Source organism: Plantactinospora sp. B24E8 (genome assembly GCF_039871735.1).
GTDB lineage: Bacteria > Actinomycetota > Actinomycetes > Mycobacteriales > Micromonosporaceae > Plantactinospora.
In genome coordinates this window covers 221,005-244,114 of the sequence record NZ_JBDPMH010000002.1, presented here as the reverse complement: position 1 = coordinate 244,114, position 23,110 = coordinate 221,005, and the positions used below count along the sequence as shown (strand labels likewise).

Below are 23,110 nucleotides of genomic sequence, written 5' to 3'. Positions count from 1 at the left end.
ATCTTGGTCAACACGTCTATGCCGGACACCTGCGGGAACGGCGAAAAGATCCCGACACCGGCAAATTTCCACAGTAGAGCTGCCAGCCGGCTGGACGCCGGACGACGTGGGGGCGCCGGACGACGTGGGGACGCCCGGCCGCTCGCCGGACGCCCCCACGGGTGGAACTCAACCGTCGCCGGTCGTCACATGGCGCCGCACTGTCCGGTGGCCGGGCCCCGGACGATGTTGGCCAGGCCGTTGCCGAACGGGGCCGGGTTGTTCGCCGCGCAGGCCAGCGGCCCGCCGATGCTGCTCGCCGCGACCAGCGGGCCGACGTTACCGGTCAGGCTCACCGGGCCACCGATCTCCGCCGACTCGATGCCGACCTCGCCGGTCGTCCCGGTCACCGAGACCGGGCCGGCGACCGTGACGTCCCGGAGCACGACTGCCGCCGCGCCGTTGGCCGCCACCGGGCCGCTGATGGTCCCGCCGTCGACGTAGAGCGCCGCACCGGCGTGCACGGTCACCGGGCCGTTGACCGTGGCCCCGTCCAGGCAGACCGCTCCGGTGGAGATCGTCAGCGGTCCGTTACGCCGGCCGGTCACCGTCGACGTGCAGGCCGGCGACGGGTTGGCCAGCAGTTCGACCTCGGCCAGCGTCGCCTCGCCGGTCGGCCCGGTGACCTCCAGGCGGTAGTGCCCGTACCGGCCGGGGCGGGCGACGGTGAAGGCCCGGGTCTGCTTGCGCCAGGTGAACTCCTGGTCGTCGCGACTGTCGACCACCGTCCACTTCTTACCGTCGTACGAGCCCCAGAGGCGCCAGTCGGTCGGGTCGGCGTCCGCGTCCGTGCCGGAGGTGAGGGTGTACCGGGTGACCCGCTCCGGCGTACCGGTGACCGTCCAGGTGACCGGGGTGTCCACCGCCGCCTGGGTGCCCGAGGTGTTGTCGGTCAGCGCCGCCGGACCGCCCTTGACCGTACTGTCGGCCAGCGGTCGGGCCGGTGCGCCGGGCGCGGTCAGCGAGACCGGCAGGCTCGCCTCGCCGCTGCCCCAGGCCGACGGGGTCGGGCCCATCCGGAAGTCCAGCACCGCGCCGTCGGCCAGGTCCGCGTGCGAGATCCAGGTCCTGTCGTACGGCACGCCGTCGACGGTCAGCGACCGGACGTAGACGTTGCCGGCGCTGTTGTCCGGGGCGTTGACCACGATGTCCCGGCCGTTCTCCAGGTGCACCGTCGCCCTGGTGAACAGCGGCGAGCCGATCACGTAGTTCTGGCTGCCGACCTGGAGCGGGTAGAGGCCGAGGGCGCTGAACAGGTACCAGGCCGAGGTCTCGCCGTTGTCCTCGTCACCGGCGTAACCCTGGCCGATCTCGCTGCCCAGGTACATCCGGGACAGCACCTCCCGGACGATCGACTGGGTCTTCGCCGGCTGGCCGGCGTAGGTGTACATCCACGGGATGTGGTGGGACACCTGGTTGCTGAAGCCCCACATGCCCATCCGGACGTCCCGGGCCTCGATCATCTCGTGGATGGTGCCGTTGTACGAGCCGGGGAACCTCGCCGTCTCCGGGGTGGCGAAGAACTCGTCGAGTTTGTCCGCCAGCGCGTCCCGCCCGCCGTACAGGTTGGCCAGGCCCTGACCGTCCTGCGGCACGTGGAAGGCGAAGTTCCAGGCGTTGGTCTCGGTGTAGTCGTGCTCGTGTCCCCAGACCCGCGGGTCGAAGGAATCCGGGTCGGACTTCCACTCCCCGTCCGCGTCCCGGCCCTGGAAGAAGTCGACGTTCGGGTCGAACATGTGCACGTAGTTCTGGGCCCGGTTGCGGAAGTACTCCGCGTCGGAACGGTAGCCGTCCCGGTCGGCCTCCGGGGTCGCCGGGTCCTCGGCCAGCGCCGCGGCCATGTTGGCGATCCCGAAGTCGTTGATGTAGCCCTCCAACGCCCAGGAGACGCCCTCGGAGACCGCCGACGCCGTGTAGCCGGCGAAGATCGAGGTCTGCAGCCCCTTGCGGCCCACGTTGGTGTTGTTCGGGTTGCTGCCCGACGGGGCCACCGTCGCGTTGCGTACCGCCGCCCGGTAGGCGGCCTCCACGTCGAAGTTGCGGACGCCCTTGACGTACGCGTCGGCGAAGGCGACGTCCGAGCTGGTGCCGGTCATCAGGTTGGCGTACCCCGGTGACGACCACCGGGAGACCCAGCCGCCGTCGCGGTACTGCTGCACGAACCCGTCGACCAGCTCACCGGCCATGGTGGGGCTGAACAGCGTGTACGCCGACCAGGTGGTGCGGTACGTGTCCCAGAAGCCGTTGTTGACGTACACCTTGCCGTCGGCCACCTCCGCGCCGGTCTCGGTCGCCGTGGTGCCGGCCGGGATCGAGGTCGAGGTGGAGGACTGCACGGCGTGCTTCCACACCGGCGCCCCGGCGGTGCCGACGTTCTCGTGCGCCGAGTTCGGGTAGAGGAAGAGCCGGTAGAGGTTGGAGTAGAGGGTGGTCAGCTGGTCGTCGGTGGCGCCCTCGACCTCGATCACCCGGAGCTTGTCGTCCCAGAGCCGCTGGGCCCGCTCCCGGACCGTCTCGAAGGTGTCGGTCCCGGCGATCTCCAGGTCGAGGTTGTGCCGGGCCTGCTCGACCGAGATCAGCGAGGTGGCCAGCCGGAGCTGGACCTGCTTTGTCGTGCTGGTGTCGAAGGCGAGGTAGCCGGTGACGTTGGCACCGCCGCCGCCGGTGAGCCGGCCGCTGCCGACCACCGGACGGTCCACCACGCCGTAGACGAACATCCGGGTGGCGCCGTTGGAGAGCCCGCTGCGGACGTCGGTGTAGCCGGTGATCCGGCCGTCCTCGCCGAGGGTCAGGCCGCCGTTGTTGTTGACGTTGTCGAAGATCAGGTTGCCCCGGTCACCGGGGAAGGTGAACCGGAACATCGCCGCGTGGTCGGTCGGCGCGATCTCGGTGGTCAGCCCGTTGTCGAAGGTCACGCCGTAGTAGTGGGCGCGGGCGGTCTCGTTGGCGTGCTGGAACGGCAACGCGCGGGCGGACCGGCTGGCGTTCGGCACCCCGGTCGCCACCGACGGCATCACCTGGAACGTCTGTCGGTCACCCATCCACGGGCTCGGCTCGTGGCCGACCGTGAAGGCCTGGATGGTCGGCCGGTTGTCGGCGTTGTTCGCCTGCTGGTAGCGGTAGAGCCAGTCGGTGGAACCGGCGTCGGTCATCGGGGTCCAGAAGTTGAACCCGTGCGGGACGGCCGTCGCCGGGATGTTGTTGCCCCGGGAGAAGCCGCTGGAGGAGTTGGTGCCCCGGGTGGTCAGCACGTGGTCGGACGGGCGGGTGTGGCTGGGGCGGGCCGGGTTCGCGGTGATCCGGATGTCGTCCAGCCAGCCGTTGAAGAGGCCCTTGCCGGTGTCGCTGTCGTACCCGACCAGGATCCGGACCGCCCGCTTGCCGGCGGCGACCGCGCCGATCCGGGACCGCTTCAGGTTCCACTGGTCGGCGTAGAGCGACCTGGACGCGCCCTGCGCCCGCGGGCTCAACCCGAAGCCGTTCTGGTCGACGACGCCCAGGTCACTGAGGTACGTGCCGTCGTCGAAGGCCAGGTCCACCGCCGCGTACGTGCTCGGGTAGTCCAGGTCCTGCGCGGTCAGCTCCGGAAAGAGCAGGTACGACAGCTCGGTCTCCGGGGTGATCGTCAGGTCGACGTCGAAGACCCGGTTGTACGCGTAGCCGCGCCCGTCGACGATCTGCCCGCCGGAGTACTGCAGGGTGTTGCGCCCGGTCCAGCCGGCGTTCGGCTTCATGGTCGGTCCGTTGACCGGACCACCGCTGACGAAGGCACGCATGTCGGTGGCGGGTGGCAGGGTGGTGCCGCCGGCGGAGAGCTGCAGCTCGGCGAGCTGGATGATGCCGCCGCTGCGCACGGCGGTAACGTCCAGCCGGTAGTACGGGTACGCGGTGCTGTTCTCGAACCGGTACTCCCGGGTCTGGAAGCGCTCGTCGAACTCCTGCCCGGTACGGCTGTCCAGGGTGGTCCAGTTCTCTCCGTCGGCCGAGCCCTGCAGGGTCCAGTCCCTCGGGTCCCGCTCCGCCGCGTCGTTGGCCGAGGTGAGCGCGTAGTGCACGATCGCGGCCGGCTCGTCGAGGCGTACCCGGATCCAGCCGGACGAGGCGAAGGCCAGCCACTTGGTGCTGATGTTCTGGTCGACGACCCGCGCGGCGGTCTCGTTCGGCGGGTTCTCGTCGCTGGCGGCCACCTCGGTCACCCGGTCGGTGAGGTTGCCGGGGATGCCGGGGCTGCCGGTCACCCCGGACATCCGCTTGGCCCCGGTGGCGTCCACCTCGGCGCTGTTGGTCCAGGTCGGCTGGGGGTCGCCCGGTTCGAACGAGGAGTGGAACTCGGTGACGCCGGTGACGCCGGCCGCGGCCGGCAGGGGGCCGGTCGGCACCACCAGTCCGATCGCGACGGTGAGCGCCACGGGTAGGGCGCGTCTGGACAGGATCATGCACTTCTCCATGGGGGGTGGTTCGGGGCGCGAGGGCACCCCGACGGTGATGATCAACCTAATCCCGGGGGTGCCGGCGGGGACGCCTGGCCCCGCGCGTACACCGTCACCCGCCGGGCCCGGCACCGACGGCATGCCCGGCCCGGCGCCTGGCCAGCCCCCGGTGGCCCCGTCCCGAACTGTTCCGTACGCGTCCGGCCCTGCCCCGGACGACCGGCGTGTTCCTACGGTGACCGCACCATCTCCCGGCCGCCGCCACCGAACGGATCAGCCCGACGATTCGCGGGGGGTGGCGGCCGGCCGCGGTTCGATCTCCAACGGACGCACTGTGAAACGGCACGCCGCCGGGGCTCCACCCTCGCCCCGCAGCGCACTCGTCCGCTCCCTGCTCGGCGCCGGCCTCGTACTGGCGCTGGCGACGTCGGCACTGGCCGCGCCCCGGCCCGCCGCCGCGGCCCCGGCGGAGCCGGCGCCGGGCACGAACATGATCATCAACGGTACGTTCAGCAACGGCAGCACGGAACCGTGGTGGACCCGACTCGCCGAGACCAGCACCTCCGTCGTCTCCGGTCAGTTGAACGCGGCCAGCAGATGGTCCGTTCCCTCGGCGCGCAACCGGTTGGTGCCGGCGAACCACCGATCCATGTGCTTCATGTCCGGCTTACCCGCGTGCCCCACGGCAATCGCGGTCATCTGATGCACGACCACCTCCGGCCGGGCCCTGGCCACCGCCTCACCGACCGACGCCGCGTCCAGCCCGTCCATGACGATGCCGTCCGCGCCCAGCTCCGCCAGCAGGGCCAGCTTGGCCGCGCTTGTCGTCGTCGCCGTCACCTGGTGCCCCCTCGCCACCAGCAGCGGCACCAGCCGCCGTCCCACAACCCCACTCCCGCCCGCCACGAACACCCGCATGACCAACCAACACCTTTCCGATCAAATCCTGTTCCTGCATCCGAGAAGAAGCAGCCCGGCCACCCGTGACATGGGCGGCAAGGTCATTCATGAGCAATCCCCCGCCGCTGGGGTTGTCGGCCCAGCACATGGGACTTGCACGGCGAGACAACCGCAGCCGGCAACCGCACCTGACCGCCAGCAGGCGGTCGCCGTCCCGCTGGGTCAGCCAGCGAACGACGCGGAACCGAAACGCCCCCGCCCGACCGGCCTGTTGCGCCTGCCGCCGGTGGTGGCAAGCATCCGCGACGAGATAACCAGCCGCTTCGCCAACCCGTAGGTCTTGATCGGGCTGCTGCTGACCGTCTCCTTGTAGAAAACGGCCGCCCGACCGGTGATGTACCAGCGCCGGGGGGTGTCGTCGCCGTAGGTGAACTGGATGACCGCGTCCTGGCGTCCAAGGCTCACCGGCTGGTGGAGGTAGCCGAAGCGGAACGGCTTGAGCTGCTTGCCCCGCAACTGGCGAGCGATGTTCTCGGCGGCGTGCGCCGCCGTAGGCATACCGCTCTGGCAGGTGCCGTGGATGACGCCGAAAGCCTGGCGGATGGCGGCCGCGTCACCGATGGCGTAGACCTCCGGGTGCGACACCGACCGCAGCGTGGCATCGGTGATGATACGCCCGTACCCGTCGGTGAGAATGTCGGCCTCCGTGGCCAGCGGGGCCACCCGCACGCCGGTGGTCCACAGGCAGCCGTCACCGGCGACGAACTCGCCGCCTTCCAGCTCGACCCCGTCTGGAAGCACCTTGGTCACGCTGGCGCCCTGCCGGACGGTCACGCCCAGCCGCCCCAAGGCCGCCTTGACGTAGGCGCGGGCCTTGGTCCCCATCATCGCAGCCACTTCGCCCCGGCTCAGCAGGGTGACCCGGACGTTCGGGTGGGACTCGGCGATCTCGGTCGCGGCTTCGATCCCGGTCAAGCCGGCTCCGCAGACAAGGAATCCGCTGTTGCCCCGGCGCGCGAGGTGCGCGGCCATGTCCTGTGCGCTCTGCGGGCTGTTGAGGCTGAAGGCGTGCTCGGCGACCCCGGAGACACGGCCGGTGTCGGTGGTGCTGCCGACCGCATAGACCAGTGTGTCGTAGCCGATGAAGACCTGACCGCCATCCACGGTCGACACCGAGATGGTATGCGCGGCGGCGTCGATCCCGGTCGCCCAACCCTGCACGAATTCGATGCCGGTGTCGGCCACCAGGTCCGGGATGCGATGTTCGGCGAGTTGCTGGCCGGTGGCGATCTGGTGCATCCGCAGCCGCTCGGTGAACCTCTCCCATGGGTTGACGAGGGTCACATGGACCCGGCCCTTGGCTCGTTTCGCCGCGCCGAGGGCTGCCAGCATGCCGGTGTAGCCGGCGCCGATAACAACTACCTGCTTGATGTCAGCCATGCCCCAAGGACGACAGAGCCGCCCGAAACCGTGAGGCGCTGTGGCCGCCGTCACAAACCGGCAACGGCGGTGAGCTTCTCCGGGTTGCTGATCAGGTGAATCTCCCGCGCACGCCCATCGACAAGGTGCAGCACGATGACCGCCACCGGGGTTTCAGCGGAGTAGATGACGACGCCGGGCCCGCCGTTGACCTCGGCCACCACCACGCGCGGCTCCTGCGGCATGCGACCGCCGAACGTGACCAGCGCCCGCGTCACCAGATCGATCCCCTCGATCGCCTTACGCGGCGCCGGCGCCATGCCGCCGCCGTCGCACACCAGCCTGACGTCCGGCGCCAGCACCTCCATCAGCGAAACGAGATCGCCACCGGTGCTCGCCGATATGAACGACTCCGTCACCTTGCGCCGGGTCGCCTGATCGGTGTCATAGCGGCGCTGCCTGCGCCTGACATGCTCCCGTGCGCGCGACGCCGTCTGACGCACCGATTCCGGGCTGCGCTCGACCATAATGGCGATCTCGCTGTGGGAGTAGCCGAACGCCTCGTTCAACACGAAGACGGCCCGCTCCAAGGCAGACAACGACTCCAGGACCAGCAGCATCGCCAACGACACCGACTCCGAGCGAGCGACGTCGTCGGCGACATCCGGCGCGGTCAGAATGGGCTCGGGCAGCCATGGGCCGACATAGGTTTCGCGCCGGGACGCGGCACTGCGCAAGCGATCGATCGCAAGGCGGGTGGTCACCCGGACCAGATAACCCTCCGCGTTCTCCACCTGCTCGACGTCGACGGCACTCCACCGCAGCCACGCGTCCTGGACCACGTCCTCAGCGTCGCTCCAGCGGCCAAGCACCCGGTAGGCGACGGCGTTGAGAAGAGAGCGATGCTCGTTGAAGATCGTGTCGTGCGGCACCAGCCGAGCCTAGCCTGCCCTCGGCCACACCCACGTGCTCACAGTAAACGCCCTTGACACGCCAGATGCCCGTCATGCGGCATCGACGGGCCCAGTGACCGGCTCGGATTCGCGCTGCCTAGTCGCGTTCGGGTACGCGTTGCCTGGCCCAGCCGATGAAGCGTGTGATGCAGCGCGCCGGCTGGCCCCCAGGGCATGTCCTCGACGGCCTGGAACGAGGCAGACGCCGAGGTAGCGAGCCATCGACACCGGCACGCCGGCATACTCCGCGCGCAGCTCACGCCTGCGCGTCGAACACGGCCACGAAAGGCCGCAGTCGCAGCGACAAACTCGCCGCCAAACCCGCCACGACCAGACCGGACGATGCCGGCGAGCAAAAGTCATCGCGGTTGCGGGAGATATTCGTCGTACGAGATGCGCCGCACGTGGCCTCCCTCGTCGATCACGAGGGCGTTCTCTTCGCCACCCTCTGATTGAGGAGGGCACGGCGACCGAGCGTTGATCGCATCGCCCGCCGCCTCCCGTCAGGAACAAGCTACGGTCGGTGGCGAGGCGGAATGGGTAAGGTTCCTACCCCTGAGTCATGCAACGAGCCCAACCCTGACCGCGAGGTCACGGGCGTCATCTCGGACGGAAAGCGGCCCGTCGAGCAGGTCCAGGGTGATCTGGTGGGCGTACCTGTTGAAGCGGATCGTTTCCGGAGCCGACTCGTACGCCTGCCGCAGCGTCGCCACGGTCGCTTCCTTGTCGACCTTGCCGTAGTGCGCCCGCGCGACCTCGATGAGATGGCGGGCCCGGCGTGGCCGTGACGGGATCGCCGCCACATCATGACGCCGGGCCTGCCGCACCGCCTCACCTGACTTCTGCGACTCCACTGCCACGGTCACCGCATGAGCACCCATGATGACCTGAGTGGAGGAACCACTTCGGTCTGCCTCGTCGACGCCTTCCGGCACCAGGCTGACGCGTCCCTGCCCCTACAACGAATCACGCCACCGACCTGTGAGGTTCAGGGCGATCTGACACCTTGCGCGGCTACGTCGTCGTAGTGATGGGAGCGCGAACCAAGGTTCCTGGACTTCTCGGATGACGACGAGAGAGAGACTCACGATGAACATCGCCCTCTGGATCACGGCCGCCCTGCTAGCCCTCGCGTTCTTGGGTTCCGGCGTGACGAAAGTCGTCAAGTCCCGAGACGACGTCGTTGCGGCCTACCCGTGGGCCGAAGACTATTCGCAGGGTCAGATCAGACTCATTGGGGCAGCGGAGGTCCTCGGTGCCGTCGGACTGATCGTTCCCCCGGCTGTCGGTGTCCTGAGCCTGCTGGGTCCCATTGCGGGGGCGGGCCTGGCCGTCTTGATGGCCGGCGCCGTCATCGTGCACCTTCGTCGCGGTGAGACCACCAACGTCGTGTTTCCGCTCGTGCTGTTGGTGCCTGCCGCAGCGCTGGCTGTCCTGCGCTTCGGACCCTTCGCCTTCTGATCGCATCCAACCCTCACACACCGAAGGAGAGGCTTCACGATGACTACCCCACAGACCAACAAGGCGGTCTACAAGCGGCTCCATGACGCGATCAGCAGCCGCAATCTGGAGCTGATCTCGCGGACCGTCGACGAGGTGTTCCACCCCGATGCCGTGTTCCATGTGCCGGGGCCGGTGGGCACCACGGCGCCCGAGGCTGTGAAGGGCGCCTGGACGATGCTGCTTCGCGGGCTCCCCGACATCCAGGTCACAGTCGAGGACATGATCACAGAAGGTGACAAGACCGTCTTCCGGACCACCGTGAGGGGAACCCATCAGGGCGAGTACCGCGGCCTGGCGGCCACTGGGAGAACCATCACCTACAACGAGATCTTCGTCTTTCGCTTCTCCGAGGGCAGGATCGCCGAAGTATGGGGGGTCATCGACATCTTCTCCCAGCGCCAGCAGCTGGGTGAGCGGATCCCGTGACCTCACAGACAGCCGGCGTGTTTCGTCGAACACGGCAGGGGCGAGACTTACGGAGGCGTGCACCCACAATGGCCACAAGTGACCGATCACGCCACAGTCCGGACGACTCGGGGCTGAACGCGGTGATGAGCGAGCGGCGCCACCTGATCAACCTCGCCTACCGGCTCTTGGGCTCTCTTGCCGAAGCGGAGGATGCCGTCCAGGAGACCTACGCCCGCTGGTACGCCATGTCTGCGGAGCAGCGAGACGCCACCCAGTCCCCGGGCGGGTGGCTGACCACGGTCGCGGGCCGCATCTGCCTGGACGTACTTGGCTCGGCGCGAGCACGTCGAGAACGGTACGTCGGAGAATGGATCCCCGAGCCGCTACCCGAGTCCGCAGCGTGGTCAAGCGCGAGCGAGGGGCGGGGCGGTGCCGGTGACCCCGCAGACCGGATCACCCTCGACGAGTCGGTCACCATGGCCTTCCTCGTCACGCTCGAAGCCATGACCCCGGCTGAGCGTGTCGCCCTGATCCTCCACGATGTCTTCGGGTACCCGTTCCCCGAGGTCGCAAAGATCGTCGGTCGAACGCCCGCGGCATGCCGCCAGCTCGCCTCGTCAGCCCGTCGCCGGGCCCGCTTGTTCGACGTGACCCAGATGTCGAGGAACCGGCAGGCCGAGGCGGTTCGGGCGTTCAAAAAGGCATGGGAGGCCCAGGACATCGAAGCTCTGATCGGCCTCCTCGATCCCGACGTAACAGCGATCGCCGACAGCAACGGACTGGCGCAGGCGGCACTCGGGCCGATCGAAGGCGCCGAGCACGTCGCCCGCCACTACCTCACCATCGCTGAACAAATGCCTGCCAGCGCGGCCCTGGTCGAGTGCGTGGTAAACGGTCAGCCTGGGCTCGCGGTGCAGCAGGACGGAGCCACGGTGACGGTCCTCGCGTTCGACATCGACGAAAACAGAATCACGCATATCTGGGCGGTCCTCAACCCCGACAAGCTCCAGCGCTGGAGCTGAGCCGCTAGCCGACGACTTCCGCGCACGAGGGATCCCGCGGGGGCGGTCAGCTGCGGTCGGATCGCGCACGACGTCCTGTAGACCGTCGTCGACTGCGGGAGAACGCGGCTTACAGCCGAGTTCCCGTTTGGCCCTGCCGCTGTCCAGGCTCAGGCCTGCGCGCACCACAAGCATTCCGAGGTAGGGCGAGACGCGCAGCAGCCCGTTCGGCAACAGCAGCGGCGGTCGCCCGCCGACCGCGGCGGAGACCGCCTGCAGGTAGGAGGTCCACGTGCACGGCTGGTCGTCGGCGACGTTGTATGCGCTCCCGGCACGCCCGTTCGCCAATGCGGCCACGGCCGCGGCAGCCACTCCTCGAGGTGAACCATCGACACGGTCGATCCCTGTCGCGGAGCCACCAGGTTCTCACGCTCCGCCTGGTCGAGCAGTCCGAGCGTGTTCGACTCGAACCCGTAGAACATCCCGTATCGCAGGGAGACCGACCCCCTCGATCGAAGCCGTTGCGAGCACGAGCTCCTCGTTCGTCCGCATCGCTGTCAGATGCCGATCGAATCCTCCGCGTCCTGGTCCGCCGAAGGGCTTGTCCCCCGTGACCGGCGTGGTTCCATGGTCGTGATACCCGTAGCCGAAGACAAAGGACTGCGTCACGAACCGCCCGACACCGACGCGATCCGCCAGCCTTACCAGGTTGGACGTGCCCTCGGTACGAAGTCTGTTCGTCGCATGCAGGTCTCGGTGAGCGACGGGCATCTTCGAGCGCACGGTCGCCTGGTGGATGATGGCCCGTAAGGAGCAGAACCAGAACGGCTCGTTACCGAAGATTCGGTAACGAGCCGCGTGAACTGGCCGCATAGGCAGTGGGCGATACTGGGATCGAACCAGTGACCTCTTCGGTGTGAACGAAGCGCTCTCCCGCTGAGCTAATCGCCCTCAGCGCCGTGAACTGTACCTGATCGGGTCCCCGGCGCGCATCTCCGGGGTCAGTGGGTGGCGATGTAGTGCATGAAGCGGGCGAGGACGTCGATCCCCAGGCTGGCCCGTAGGGAGAGCCAGAGCACCACGGCGACAAAAACGAGGCCGACCGATCCGAGGACCATCCTCACCAGAAGCGACTGTTCACGTACCCAACGTGCCCAGGACTGGACGTGCCGACGGGTGAAGTTCAGCAGCCGTTTGGCCCAGTGGAACTCCACCGCCCAGATGCCCAGTCCACCGATCACGATCAACCAGCCCGGTCCGGGCAGCGGGATCAGCGCGAGGCCGAGCAGGACGACGATCGCGCCGGCGACCGCCACCGCCACCTTCAGCGTGATCCGCCCGGTCGGGTTCGCCCGGATGATCTCCAGGGTGGTCCGGATCCGCCGCCACCGGGGCGCCGGTTCGGTGCGGACGCCGCCCGCCGCCCCAGACTCGGCGGCAACCGTTGATGGATGATCCCCCGTCGGGGATGTCGGCCGGTCCCCCCGTGGGACGCGCTGATCCTCCGGCACGTCGTACCTCCGCCCCTTTCCCACCGCCCCACCACCGGCGAGGTCGCCGGTCGCCACCCTCATCCCGGTCGGAGGCACTTTCTCCATTGAGGATGGATTGGTCGGCATTTCAACCCCCAGTGTGGCCCGGCCCGTCACCCAACAGGACGACTGGACGTTACCGGAGTAAGTCGACGGCTGAACCACCTGGCGTCGTCGGGTGGGGATCGAGTAACCGGGATGGAACTGGACATCCTACATAAAGATTCGATTTCGATCCGCAGCTCGGCAGGCCCTTACCACTACTGGGTGATATCAGCGTATGGCGGAGCGTAACCATGAGTAGCACCTGAGGATGGGAAAGGCGGGACACGTACGTCCCGCAGCGGTGCCGGGGGGAGAACGTCCATGAGTGTCATCCGACCAACCACGGTCGAGGTCGAGACGTCGTTAAGGCTCGTTGCACCTGACGCCACGGCCCTGCCCGTGCGTGCCAGCCTGCGCTACGACCCAGCCGACCCGTATGCGGTCCATGTCCTGTTCCACGCGGAATCCGCCGGAGGCGAAGCGGTGAGCTGGTCCTTCGCGCGGGAACTGCTCGTCACCGGGCTGGATGAGCCGGCCGGGATCGGCGACGTCCGGGTCTGGCCCTGGGCCACACCCCGGGGCGACTTCGTCGCGCTCGCGCTCTCATCACCCGACGGTAACGCCCTCTTCGAGGTGCCACGCAGCGTCCTGGTCAGGTTCCTACGCCGGACGTACGTGGTGGTGCCCCGGGGTCGGGAGGGCGACCACCTGGACGTCGACACCGCCGTCAACCGGCTGCTCGCCGGACGGTGACAACCGTTCAGGAAAGTCACAGTCAGTAACCTTCACCACGCCGCGCGGACCTGCCGAGTCCGCGCGGCGGTTGTTCGCCCGATTCATTCCGCCCCGGCCCGGCAATTCCGGTTTTGGCGGCGATCGCCGGCCTTTTCCGCGCCGACCCTGTTCCGAGCCGGATATCAGTATCGTTCCCGCCGCGCCACCGCTGTTCAGCCGTGCGTGGTGATGCCCCCGTCGACCGGAATGACCGCGCCGGTGAGGTACGCCCCGGCCCGCGAGGCCAGATAGATCGCCGCCCCGGCCATGTCGTCGGGGCGTCCGATCCGACCCAGCGGCACCTGGTGCTCGATCGTGGCGCGGGTCGCCGGGTCGTCGAGCGCGAACGCCATCATCTTGCTCTCGAACGGGCCCGGGGCGATCGCGTTGACGGTGATGTGCTCCGGGGCGAGCTGGTGGGCGAGGCTGCGGGTCAACATGTGCACCGCCGCCTTGGTCGCCGCGTAGGCGTACACCTCCATCCAGGGGACCCGGATGCCGTCGATCGAACCAATGTTGATCACCCGGGCCGGGTCGTCGGCGGTCGCCGAGGCACGCAACGCCGGCAGCAGGGCGGTGGTCAACTGGAAGACCGCCTTGACGTTGACCGCCCACAGCTTGTCGAACGCGCTCTCCGGATACGCCTCCAGCGGCGCTCCCCACGTCGCGCCGGCATTGTTGACCAGTACGTCCAACGCCGGGACCCGGGCGAGCACCGCCTCGGCCAGCCGGGTCGCCCCCGCCGCGGTCGAGATGTCCGCCGGGATCGCCTCGCACCGGCCGTAGCCGGAGAGTCGCTCGGCGACCGCCAGGCAGACGTCCGGCTTGCGGGAGGAGACGATGACCCGGGCGCCGGCCTCGACAAATCCCTGGGCGATCATCAGCCCGATCCCCCGGGTCCCGCCCGTGACCAGCACCGTCTTGTCATCAACCGCGAACAGTCCGGGCATCGACACCTCTTCCGGAAGCGACCGCGGTCGTCGCGACGACGGCTGCCCCGCCGCCGCGACGACCCACGATCCGAATGTCGTTCGGGTCTACCCTCTGCCACCCCGTCCGGTCAAGCCGGACGGCCGTACGGCGTCACGGTTCGACCCCGGCGATCCGTACCCCGTCCAGATGGACGGTGATCCGGTCCGTACCGGCGAAGTCGGGCCGACCCGTCCGCCAGCTGTGGTCGTCCGCCTCGACGAACCGTGACCGGTCGGTCTTCCACAGCCGCAGTTCGACCGGACCGAGCCTGGCGCCCGGCGCCAGGACCCCGGCCGCTGGGGTGAACCCGACCTCCAGATAGCCGTCCGCGCCGGGCCGGGCGGCCGGCAGCGTCACCACCCGCCGGGTGACCCGGTCACAGCCGAGCCGGCCGGCCCGGTCACAGTCGGCCCGGACCGGGGCCCGGCCCGAGTCGCGGGTGAACCAGTACCGGACGGTGATCCGGGAGAGGTCGACCGGGTCCGGGCCGGCGTTGCGCAACTGGACCGCCGGCCTGATCCACCGGTCGGTCGGCGACCGGTCCAGGTTGCGGTAGGTCAGCTCGGGCGGAGTCACCGAAACCGCCGCGTCGATCTCGAAAAGGGTCACCGAGTCCGCCGGGAAGGTGTGGGTCAGCAGACCGTTCGCCGCGCCGGCGGTCGGCGGCGGCACCAGGATCCGCTGGTCGGGTGCGCGGACGATCGAGGTGGGGTCGGCGGCGCCGTACCGGTGGACCCGGGCGTCGAGCCCGATCGGCCCGCGCAGCGTCAGAGTACTCGTCTGCTCGACCCCGGCCTTGTTGACCACCATCACGGTCAGTGCGCCGTCGTCGCCGCGCTGTGCCGCGTAGACCGAGAGCTTCTCCTGGTCCGCGCTGGTCGCCCGGACCCCGATGTCGCCGAACCGGCCGCCGGCCCCGTCGTAGTTGCGGTACATCCGGAAGGCGTACGCGCCCGGCTGGTCGGCACCGGGCGGTGCCCAGAGCGTCGCCAGGTCGAGCCCCTCCCGACCGAAGATCCCGAGTACGTCCGCCTGCGCCAACGCGCCGTTGACGTGGTCCAACGCACCCCAGTTGTACTCGGTGACGGCGGTTCTCGTACCCGGGTAGTTCGCCGCCACCAGTTCCTTCATCCGGGGCACCAGCCGGACCTGTGTGTTGATCCAGCTCTCGTCGGTGTACGTCGGGTCCCACAGTGCCCGGGTGGACCGCAGCCGCAGCGCGTTGGTCGCCGGGTCGTTGCCGTTGCCGAACGCCACCCCGGCAGCCTGCGGATAGAAGTGCATGTCGAAGTAGTCGAGGACCCGCTGCCCGTGTTCCTCCTCGTAGTCCCGCATCTGCTGCAGATACCAGGTGCTGAACGGCAGTCCGTCCCGGTTCGGCCGGTCGGGTGGGTTCGCCCAACAGCCGGTACGCCCGCAGACCTCCTGGTCGAGTCCGGAGTGGTCCCAGGAGGTCCAGCCCCAGCCGACCGGGCCGAGGGTGGCCGCCGTCGGGTCGACCTCCTTGATCGCCGCCCCGATCGCGTACGCCTGGTCGCGCAGCTCCGCCGAGCTCGCCCCGGTCGGGTGCACGTCCCGGTGGGTGTGGTGCCAGATGTCCGGCTCGTTGTCCAGGTTGTAGAACCGGACCCCGCCCTCGGCTGCCGTTCCGTACTTGCCGGTCAGATGGCGCAGCCACTCCCGGACGTACTCCGGTCCGACCTCGACGCTGGTGTCGTGCGGGTCGTTGCCGGTCACCGGGGTGCCGTCCGGACGGATGCCGTCGCCGCAGTCCGGGCGCCACTCGTCGGTACGCTGCTGCGGGCCGTACTTCGTCACGGAGAAGCCGCAGGAGCCGTCACGAGCCTTCGGCGCCCAGCCGATCAGCGGCACGGTGAGCACCGTGTCCGTCCCGGTACGCCGGTCCTGTTCGACAAAACGGTCGGTGGAGGACCCGTCCGGCAGCGCCTCGGGATTGTCGTTGGCCTCCGCGATGTTCTCGAAGAACCAGTCCGAGGCGCGGTTGGTGGTGTCGTACCGGTAGTGGTAGCGGGTGGTGGCGTTGCCGCCCCAGCGCCGTACCGGCAGGGACAGTTCGGCGGCCAGGGCCTCGTCGACGAAGTTCATGCCGTAGATGTGCGGGCTGATCGGATGGCGGTCCAACCGGAGGTCGACCTCGAGGGCCGGCCCCGGCTCGGCGTACGCCGGACCGCCGGTGACGACGAGCCCGCCACCCGTGGCGACGAGTACGACGCTGACGGAGGCCAGCAGGGTGAAGCTGCGACGCATGGAATCTCCCGGGCTCCTTGCCGCCCACCCGGGGTCGGGGTGGGCGCGGTGGGATGACGGTCGGGCGTGGCTCGCTGTCGCCCCGCGCGTCGTTCGTCGGCCCGGACGGCGCTCAGGTTATCCACCGGCCACCCCCGCGGTCAACGTCGAACGTCGATGGATGCCGGAGGTTCGACGGCCGGTCACGGCGCGGGGTGCTGCGCCGCCGCCCGTTCCGGGCTACCGTCGAGGCGATGCTCCGATTCGGTCATGGCTCCGACGAGTCGAACGGTTCGCCGCCCGGGCCGCGACACGCCGGCATCCACACTTTCACCCTGCGTGACTTCTCGTCGGATCCGGTCCACCGCCGTCCCCGGCTGCTCGACCGCCACCTGCTCCTGCTGGTCACGGTCGGACACGGCACCCAGGAGGTCGACTTCCGCGGCTATCCCTGTCGCCCCGGCTCGCTGATCTGGGCACAGCCTGGTCAGGTCGTCCACCACGGCGAACCGGGCGGACTCGACGCCATCCTGGTCAGCTGGGCTCCGGAGGCTACCCGCGAACTGGGACTGGCACCCGTCGCCGCCCCGCCGGGCGGGACCGGCTACTGGCAGCTGGCCGGCGAGGACGAGGACGCGGTGATCAACGAGGTCAGTCAACTCGTCGTCGACTGCCAGCGGCACCCTATCGGGGACGTCGCGGTCGACCTGCTCCGTCACCAGCTCGCCGTCCTGCTGCTGCGGCTGGCGCTGCTGCCGGGCGGTCCGGAGCGGGACGACCGGCGGGACGGGGCGACGGACGAGAGCGGGGGCACCTACCGGCGACTGCGGTACGAGATCGAGCGGTCGTACGGGCAGACCCGGCGGGTCGAGGACTACGCCGGTCGGCTCGGCTGTTCGGTGCGTACCCTCACCCGGGCCTGCCTGGCGGCCACCGGGCGCAGCGCGAAGCAGATCGTCGACGACCGGGTCGCGTTGGAGGCCAGGCGGCTGCTCGCGGCGACCGACCTGCCGGTGGCCGGGGTCGGTCGTCGGCTCGGTTTCGCCGAGCCGACGAACTTCGGCCGGTTCTTCCAGCGGGAGGTGGGCCAGAGCCCGGGTGCCTTCCGGCTCCGTCACCGGGGCCCGGCCCGGCCCGAGACCGTCCTCATCGGAGGGTCAGCGGTTTGACGAACAAACGTACGGGGAACTGTGTGGTCACCGCCGGTTGACACACATTCTCGAAGGGGGCACGGCCGTGGGTCTGATGTTCCGTAAGCGCAAGAAGATCGGTCCGCTGATCCTCAACTTCACCGAGAACGGCTTCTCCTCGTGGAGCATCAAGATCGGTCGCTGGTCCTGGAACTCCCGAGCCCGGGCGCACCGGGTGGATCTGCCCGGACCGCTCTCCTGGAAGCAGGACAAGTCCCGGCGGTGACCCGTCACCGCCGGAAGCCGGGGCGCCGACTCGTCGGCGCCCCGCGGCGTGTCCGGGCCCGGACCCGGTCATCCGGCCGGTGCGCCGACAGTGATCATCGTGTCCCCGGAGAGCCGCCCGGCCAGGGGTTCCCGGTTGACCTCGCCGCTGGCCACCAGGTGCTCCAGCACCTGGTTGGCGTCTCCGGCGCGGTAGACGGTCCGCTCGGCGGTGAACTGCCGCAACTGCGTCACCGACGCCGGGCCGGTGGAGGTCAGCCGGTCGAGGAGTTCGTGACGTAGCGGCTCCGGAGCCGGAACCGGCGTGGGATCCACCAGGCGCCCCTCGGGGTCGTGCGGGTCGCGGAACCGGACGCCGCTTTCCCGGTCCACCGTCCAGAGCGCATCCTTGAACGCCTCCAGCCGCTTGCCGTAGGCGGTGGCGAAGACGAGCAGGCGCCCGCCACGGCCGGGCGGCCCGGGCGCCGGGTCGACGACCAGCTCCACCTCGGACACCAGCGGGAACCCGGCGTCGTTCAGCCGTTGCCGGAGCTCGCCCCCGGCCCGGGCGGCCGGGTCGAGTACCAGCAGCAGCTCCGCCGGCCGACCGGCGACGACCGCGGCGAGGACGTCGCCGTCGACCGGCGGTCCGCCGACCGCGTCCAGGTAGCCGAAGAGCGGGGCGGCGGCCGCGGCGGCCGCCTTCAGCACCACCGGCAGCCGGGTGAGGTCACCGGCCACCGGGTGCGCGGTCACCTCCGCCGGCAGTTCGGCCGCGAGCGCGGCGTGCCGGGCGAGCAGGTCGTCGGTCGGCCCGACGACGGTCAGTACGGTCAGCTGCCGTCCCCGCGACCCACCGGCGGCCCGGCCGAGGGCCCGGAGGGCGGCCCCGGCCGTGTCGCCGTCGGGACCGGCGTACGCCTGGACGAAGGTCGCCCGCCGGGATCGGCGCAGCGCGTCCGGCACCCAGGAGGCGAGGTGACGGACCAGCAGGTGGCGGGTGACGGGGCCGATCGGGTCAGCGGACATGCTGCGGTTGTACCGTGCCCGTCCCGCACCGGGCACACCGCCCCCGCCTCAGACCGGGACGGAGATGCCCACCCCGCCACGGGTCTGTCCCCCGTACCGCTGCTTCTCCCGGGCCAGGTCGAGGCGGGAGATCCGCTTGCGGGCCGCCAGGGCGGCCTCGTCCAGCCGGTCGGCCGGTACCAGCCAGACCACCTCGAACTCGAGTCCGTCCGGGTCCCGGGCGTAGAGGCTCTTGGTGCTGCCGTGGTCGGACGTGCCGGTGAGCGCGCCGGCCTCGGCGAGCCGGGCGGCGGTCGCCTCCAGTTCGTCGAGGGTGTCCACCTCCCAGGCCAGGTGGTAGAGGCCGACGGTGGTGCGGCCGGCGCCGGACGGGCCGGCGTCCGCGCCGACCTCGAACAGGCCGAGGTCGTGGTCGTTGGTGGAGCCGGGTGCCTGCAGGAACGCGGCGCCGGTGAATCCGTCGGGGGTCATCGCGACCTGGCGGAAGCCCAGCACGTCGCGGTAGAAGGCGGCGCTGCGGGCGAGCTCACGGACGAAGAGTACGGCGTGGTTGAGTCGATGGATGCCCATGTCCCCACGGTAGCCCAATTTGGTTGAGCGTTCAACTACTTGCCTATGATGGTGGTCATGACCCGCTGGCTCGATCCCGACGAGAACCGCGCCTGGCGCGCCTTCCTGAGCGCCTCCCGGGCCCTGATGGCCACCCTGGACCGCGAACTGCAGCACGACGCCGGCATGCCGCACGCCTACTACGAGATCCTGGTCCGACTCTCCGAGGCGCCCGACCGCCAACTGCGGATGTCCGAACTGGCCGAGGCGACCGGGGGCTCCCGCAGCCGGCTCTCCCACGCGGTGGCCCGCCTCGAGGAGTCCGGCTGGGTACGCCGCCAGGACTGCCCCACCGACCGACGCGGCCAGGTCGCCGTACTGACCGACCCGGGCTTCGAGGCCCTCGCCGCCGCCGCACCCGGGCACGTCGAGGGCGTACGCCGGCACCTGTTCGACCAACTCAGCCGGGAGCAGGTCGACCAGTTGCGGCGGATCAGTGAGGCGTTGGTCGCCCATCTCGACCCGGACGGCCGCGCGTCATGACCGAACTGCCCCCACCCGCCCCCTTGTACTGAACGTCGCCGGCCAAGCACGATGAGGCGTGACTTCCGGCTTCGCTGAACTCACCCAGCAGGCCCACGCGCTCGTCGCGGCGGGCGACCTGACCGGCGCCCGGGATCTGCTCGGCACGGCACTGCGCGACGTCGATCCGGGTGCCGACGACGCACCGCCGGAGGTGGCGGACGCGGCCGGACTCCAGGCCCGGGTACTGGTCACCCTCGGCGACGCGGCCGCCGCCCGGACCTGGGCCACGTTCGCGTACTCCGCCGCCGCCCGACGGTACGGACCGACCGACCAGCGGACCGTCGCCACGGCGGCGACGCTGGCCGCCGTCCTGCACCGGGTCGGCAGCCACGCCCCCGCCGCCGACCTGTACCGCGACGTCATCATCGAACTGACCGCCACCGACGGGCCCGAGTCGCTGCGGGTGCTCGCCGCGCACGCCGACCTGGCCACCGTCGAGTACGCCCAGGGCGAGTGCGCCGTCGCCCGCAGCCGCCTGCAGGACGCCTGGGAACTGCACCGCGAGGTGTACGGCGACGGCCATCCGGCCGGCATCCGGATGCTCGCCCGGCTCGGCACGATGGAACGGGACTGTGGACTCCACACCTCGGCGCACGAACGGCTGGCGCTCGCCCGGGAACTGTGCCGGCAGCACCTGCCCGCCGACCATCCACTGGCCGCGCAGATCGGGGCGCTCGCCGCCGCCGGCGCCGACCCGGGGCACGCCTGCACCGACCCGGCGACCGCGGCGGCGACGGGCTCCCCGATCCCCCAGGCCCGCACCGGCACCCCGCCCGCCGACCCCGCCCGGGCCAGACCCGCGTACGCCGAGCCGCACCGGGTCGAGCCCTCCACTGACCGGCGCCCCGGCGAGTGGGGCGATCCCGCGCCGAGGTACCCGGAACCGGGGTACCCGCCGACGGTGCCGCCGCCCCGACTCCCACCCGCGCCGCCGGTCGACCCGCCACCCCGCTGGTCGGCACCGGCCGCGCCCGACGCCGACCGGGAACCCCGGCCCGGGGTGCCGCCACCCCGCAGCGCCCCCGACTGGCGGCCGACGGAGTTCGGCACCGTCCCCGCCGGTCGGTACGGCGACGACCCGGACCTCGACCCGGAGCCGGACCGGTGGCCGCCGGAGCAGGTCACGCCGGTCACGCCGGATCCGGCGGACAACGTCATCGGCCCCGTCCCGCGCCCCCGACCGGTGCCGCCGCTGCCGCCGGCGGTACCGGAGTTCGCCGGAGACGAATACCCGGAGCAGCGCTGGCACGACGGCGGCCCGCCCCGGCTGCCTGCCGGCGATCCCGACGAGGCGGACGGCGTACGCCGGGTCCGGCACCTGCCCGAGCGGCGGTCCGCCCGGCTCCCGGCCCGGATTCCCCGGCCGGCCCGCCCGGTCTGGCGACGGCCGCCGGTCATCGTCGGCGGCCTCGTCCTGCTGGTCCTGGCCGGCACCACGGCGGTGGCGATCGGTTTCGGGTCGACCGACGGCGGGAGCGACCCGCCGCCCGACACACCATCCACCGGGACCGGCGCCGCCATCTCCACCCCGGCGTCGGCACCGCCCGCCTCCCCCGGCAGCCCACCGGGTGACCTGACCCTGGTGGACGATCGCACCAGTGTGACGCTGACCTGGACCTACCCGGCCGGCGCCGAGGGATCGGTGGTACTCGCCGGCGGGCGCGCCGGACAGGAACCCAGAGCCTTCCAGGAGTTGCCGGCCGGCTCCACCGGTTACGTCGTCTACAGCCTGGACGTCCGGACCAACTACTGCTTCACGGTCGCGGTGGTCTACTCGGCCGACGTGGTGGGGCGCGCCGACCCGGTCTGCACCGACCGTCCCGGGGCCGCACCGGCCCGCTGACCGGGCGCCGCGTCGGCCGACCCGCCCGGCGTCCTGTCCGGCCGGTGGGCGGGCCCGTCGTCCGGCCGGTGGGCGGGAATCCTGTCGGTTTCGCCGGGGTCCGACGCCGGACCGACCTCGCGCGCCGCACGGTCCGCGGCGGGCAGCCGTACCTCGACCCGTAGGCCGGGCTCCGCGTCTCCGAGGGTCACCGTGCCACCCTGCCGGCGGACCAGTTCCCGGACGATGGCCAGGCCCAGACCGGCACCACCGGCGTCCCGGGCCCGGGCGTCGTCGAGTCGGGTGAACCGGTCGAAGACCCGGTCCCGGTCCTCGGCCGGGATGCCCGGCCCGTCGTCGGTCACCGCGACCAGGTGGTACGCCGGCCCGTCCCAGCCGCCGGCCGCCGCCTCCAGCACCACCTCGCTGCCGGTGTGCCGTACCGCGTTGTCGAGCAGGTTGGCCAGGACCCGGGTCAGGGCGTCCGGCTCCCCCAGCACCCACAGTGGCGACCTTGGTGGTCGGACCCGCACCGGCGGCGACGGGTACCGGTCGGCGACGTCGGCCAGCAGCTCGCCGAGTTCGACCGGGGTGGCCGACCGGCGGCGGCCGCCGCCCGGGTCGTCGAACCGGGCGAGCAGCAGCAAATCGTCGACCAGCCGGCTCAGCCGCTGGGTGTCGGCGAGCAGGTCCTCGGCGACGGCCGGCCAGTCGGTGGTGGCACCGAGCCGCTGCGCCACCTCCAACTGGGTCCGCAGGTTGGCCAACGGGCTGCGCAGCTCGTGCGCCGCGTCGGCGACGAAGGCCCGCTGGCGGGCCCGGGCCGACTCCAGCCGGCCCAGCATCCCGTTCAGGGTCACCGCCAACCGGTGGATCTCGTCCCGGGACGCGGGCACCGGCAGCCGACCCGGCCGGGCCCCACCGGTGATCTCCTCGGCGCCCGCCCGCAGCGCCTCCACCGGCCGCAGGGTCGCCCCGATCACCCGCCAGGCCACGGCGGCGAGTCCGAGCAGCAGCAGCGGAAAACTGATCAGCAGGATGGTCCGTACCATGGTCACGCTGTGCCGGACGTCCGCGGTCGACTTGGCCACCAGCACCGTCTGCGGGTCGGCGGCCGGTCCGGCGGGTACCGCCACGACCCGGATCGGGCCGTCCCACCCGAGCCGTTGTCCCCGCAGGTAGAACCGGTCCCGTTCGCCGGCGTGGAAGCTGCGCAGCTCGTCCGGGTAGAGCATCGGCACCAGCCGGTCGGCGTCGATCGACGCGGCCCGGATCCGGCCCTGCCCGTCGACCACCTGCACCCGGACCTGGTTGCCGGCCACCGGCAACGGGTCGGGCAGGGCGTTCTCACCGGCCAGCCGGGCCACCGCTTCCGCAGTCTTGAGCGCCTCGGTGTCCACCGTGCGCTGCAGCGCGTAGCCGAGGGCGCCGAGCAGCACCAGACCACCGACCGCGAGCCCGGCGGCGAGCCCGGCCACCCCGATGATCATCAGTCGGGCACGCAGGCT

18 protein-coding genes, 1 tRNA gene and 2 pseudogenes are annotated in these 23,110 nt (G+C 70.8%); 8 read left to right on the top strand and 13 right to left on the bottom strand.

From position 1 onward, the window contains the following. Positions 1 to 185 precede the first annotated feature (185 nt). The 6 genes and pseudogenes from ABGB21_RS04980 to ABGB21_RS04955 all read right to left on the bottom strand — a co-directional run. The gene (locus ABGB21_RS04980; RefSeq protein ID WP_347676494.1) at positions 186 to 4,475 is read right to left on the bottom strand and encodes a GH92 family glycosyl hydrolase; all 4,290 of its coding nucleotides are present in this window, start codon (positions 4,473 to 4,475) and stop codon (positions 186 to 188) included. 570 nt (positions 4,476 to 5,045) lie between these two features. Continuing rightward, entirely contained in the window at positions 5,046 to 5,387 is a 342-nt protein-coding gene (locus ABGB21_RS04975) for an NAD-dependent epimerase/dehydratase family protein (RefSeq protein ID WP_347658594.1), read from the bottom strand. A gap of 204 nt (positions 5,388 to 5,591) precedes the next feature. Next, positions 5,592 to 6,809: an FAD-dependent oxidoreductase gene (locus tag ABGB21_RS04970; RefSeq protein ID WP_347658593.1), complete on the bottom strand. Its 1,218-nt coding sequence runs from the start codon at positions 6,807 to 6,809 to the stop codon at positions 5,592 to 5,594. A 50-nt stretch (positions 6,810 to 6,859) separates the two neighbouring features. Further along, positions 6,860 to 7,720 (bottom strand): RNA polymerase sigma factor SigJ, encoded by an 861-nt coding sequence (gene sigJ, locus ABGB21_RS04965; RefSeq protein ID WP_347658592.1) that lies wholly within the window; start codon positions 7,718 to 7,720, stop codon positions 6,860 to 6,862. Between the two features lie 118 nt (positions 7,721 to 7,838). Further along, positions 7,839 to 8,035 (bottom strand): annotated as a pseudogene (locus tag ABGB21_RS04960) (hypothetical protein); the annotation flags it as partial. 266 nt (positions 8,036 to 8,301) lie between these two features. Beyond that, positions 8,302 to 8,625 (bottom strand): annotated as a pseudogene (locus ABGB21_RS04955) (XRE family transcriptional regulator); the annotation flags it as partial. A gap of 205 nt (positions 8,626 to 8,830) precedes the next feature. On the opposite strand from ABGB21_RS04955, the gene ABGB21_RS04950 reads away from it, so the two are divergent. The 3 genes from ABGB21_RS04950 (at position 8,831) to sigJ (ABGB21_RS04940) (ending at position 10,674) form a co-directional block, all read left to right on the top strand. After that, the gene (locus ABGB21_RS04950; protein WP_347653078.1) at positions 8,831 to 9,202 is read left to right on the top strand and encodes a DoxX family protein; all 372 of its coding nucleotides are present in this window, start codon (positions 8,831 to 8,833) and stop codon (positions 9,200 to 9,202) included. Between the two features lie 39 nt (positions 9,203 to 9,241). Next, positions 9,242 to 9,670: an ester cyclase gene (locus ABGB21_RS04945; RefSeq protein ID WP_347653079.1), complete on the top strand. Its 429-nt coding sequence runs from the start codon at positions 9,242 to 9,244 to the stop codon at positions 9,668 to 9,670. Positions 9,671 to 9,795: 125 nt separating this feature from the next. Next, positions 9,796 to 10,674, top strand: coding sequence for an RNA polymerase sigma factor SigJ (gene sigJ / locus ABGB21_RS04940; protein WP_347653240.1), 879 nt, complete (start codon positions 9,796 to 9,798; stop codon positions 10,672 to 10,674). Positions 10,675 to 11,532: 858 nt separating this feature from the next. On the opposite strand, the gene ABGB21_RS04935 is transcribed toward sigJ (ABGB21_RS04940), so the two are convergent. After that, positions 11,533 to 11,604 (bottom strand) — tRNA-Val (locus ABGB21_RS04935). Between the two features lie 50 nt (positions 11,605 to 11,654). Beyond that, positions 11,655 to 12,251, bottom strand: coding sequence for a TIGR02611 family protein (locus ABGB21_RS04930; protein ID WP_347676492.1), 597 nt, complete (start codon positions 12,249 to 12,251; stop codon positions 11,655 to 11,657). 300 nt (positions 12,252 to 12,551) lie between these two features. On the opposite strand from ABGB21_RS04930, the gene ABGB21_RS04925 reads away from it, so the two are divergent. Beyond that, positions 12,552 to 12,983, top strand: a complete 432-nt coding sequence (locus ABGB21_RS04925) for an SsgA family sporulation/cell division regulator (protein ID WP_101365276.1) — start codon at positions 12,552 to 12,554, stop codon at positions 12,981 to 12,983. A gap of 194 nt (positions 12,984 to 13,177) precedes the next feature. Here ABGB21_RS04925 and ABGB21_RS04920 read toward each other — a convergent pair whose 3' ends face one another. Continuing rightward, a complete protein-coding gene (locus ABGB21_RS04920; protein WP_347653081.1) occupies positions 13,178 to 13,954 on the bottom strand; it encodes an SDR family oxidoreductase in 777 nt (258 codons plus the stop codon). A gap of 133 nt (positions 13,955 to 14,087) precedes the next feature. Then, positions 14,088 to 16,244 carry a glycoside hydrolase family 44 protein gene (locus ABGB21_RS04915; protein WP_347653082.1) on the bottom strand — a complete coding sequence of 719 codons (2,157 nt, stop codon included), beginning with the start codon at positions 16,242 to 16,244 and terminating at the stop codon, positions 14,088 to 14,090. Positions 16,245 to 16,477: 233 nt separating this feature from the next. On the opposite strand from ABGB21_RS04915, the gene ABGB21_RS04910 reads away from it, so the two are divergent. Continuing rightward, entirely contained in the window at positions 16,478 to 17,392 is a 915-nt protein-coding gene (locus ABGB21_RS04910) for an AraC family transcriptional regulator (protein WP_347676490.1), read from the top strand. Between the two features lie 67 nt (positions 17,393 to 17,459). Beyond that, positions 17,460 to 17,639 carry a DUF4236 domain-containing protein gene (locus ABGB21_RS04905; RefSeq protein WP_347653084.1) on the top strand — a complete coding sequence of 60 codons (180 nt, stop codon included), beginning with the start codon at positions 17,460 to 17,462 and terminating at the stop codon, positions 17,637 to 17,639. A 68-nt stretch (positions 17,640 to 17,707) separates the two neighbouring features. Here the strand turns inward: ABGB21_RS04905 and ABGB21_RS04900 are convergent, their stop codons facing one another. Next, on the bottom strand, positions 17,708 to 18,646 hold the full coding sequence (locus ABGB21_RS04900) for a hypothetical protein (protein WP_347653086.1): 939 nt from the start codon (positions 18,644 to 18,646) through the stop codon (positions 17,708 to 17,710). A gap of 48 nt (positions 18,647 to 18,694) precedes the next feature. Next, complete coding sequence (locus tag ABGB21_RS04895; RefSeq protein WP_347653087.1) at positions 18,695 to 19,216, bottom strand: VOC family protein; 522 nt, start codon at positions 19,214 to 19,216, stop codon at positions 18,695 to 18,697. 48 nt (positions 19,217 to 19,264) lie between these two features. Between ABGB21_RS04895 and ABGB21_RS04890 the strand changes: the two genes are divergently transcribed. Both ABGB21_RS04890 and ABGB21_RS04885 read left to right on the top strand, forming a co-directional pair. Further along, positions 19,265 to 19,738 (top strand): MarR family transcriptional regulator, encoded by a 474-nt coding sequence (locus tag ABGB21_RS04890; protein WP_347653241.1) that lies wholly within the window; start codon positions 19,265 to 19,267, stop codon positions 19,736 to 19,738. 58 nt (positions 19,739 to 19,796) lie between these two features. Further along, a complete protein-coding gene (locus ABGB21_RS04885; protein ID WP_347676488.1) occupies positions 19,797 to 21,623 on the top strand; it encodes a tetratricopeptide repeat protein in 1,827 nt (608 codons plus the stop codon). Here the strand turns inward: ABGB21_RS04885 and ABGB21_RS04880 are convergent. Beyond that, positions 21,551 to 23,092 carry a HAMP domain-containing sensor histidine kinase gene (locus ABGB21_RS04880; protein WP_347653242.1) on the bottom strand — a complete coding sequence of 514 codons (1,542 nt, stop codon included), beginning with the start codon at positions 23,090 to 23,092 and terminating at the stop codon, positions 21,551 to 21,553. The two genes, ABGB21_RS04885 and ABGB21_RS04880, sit on opposite strands and share 73 nt — an antisense overlap. Positions 23,093 to 23,110: the final 18 nt, after the last annotated feature.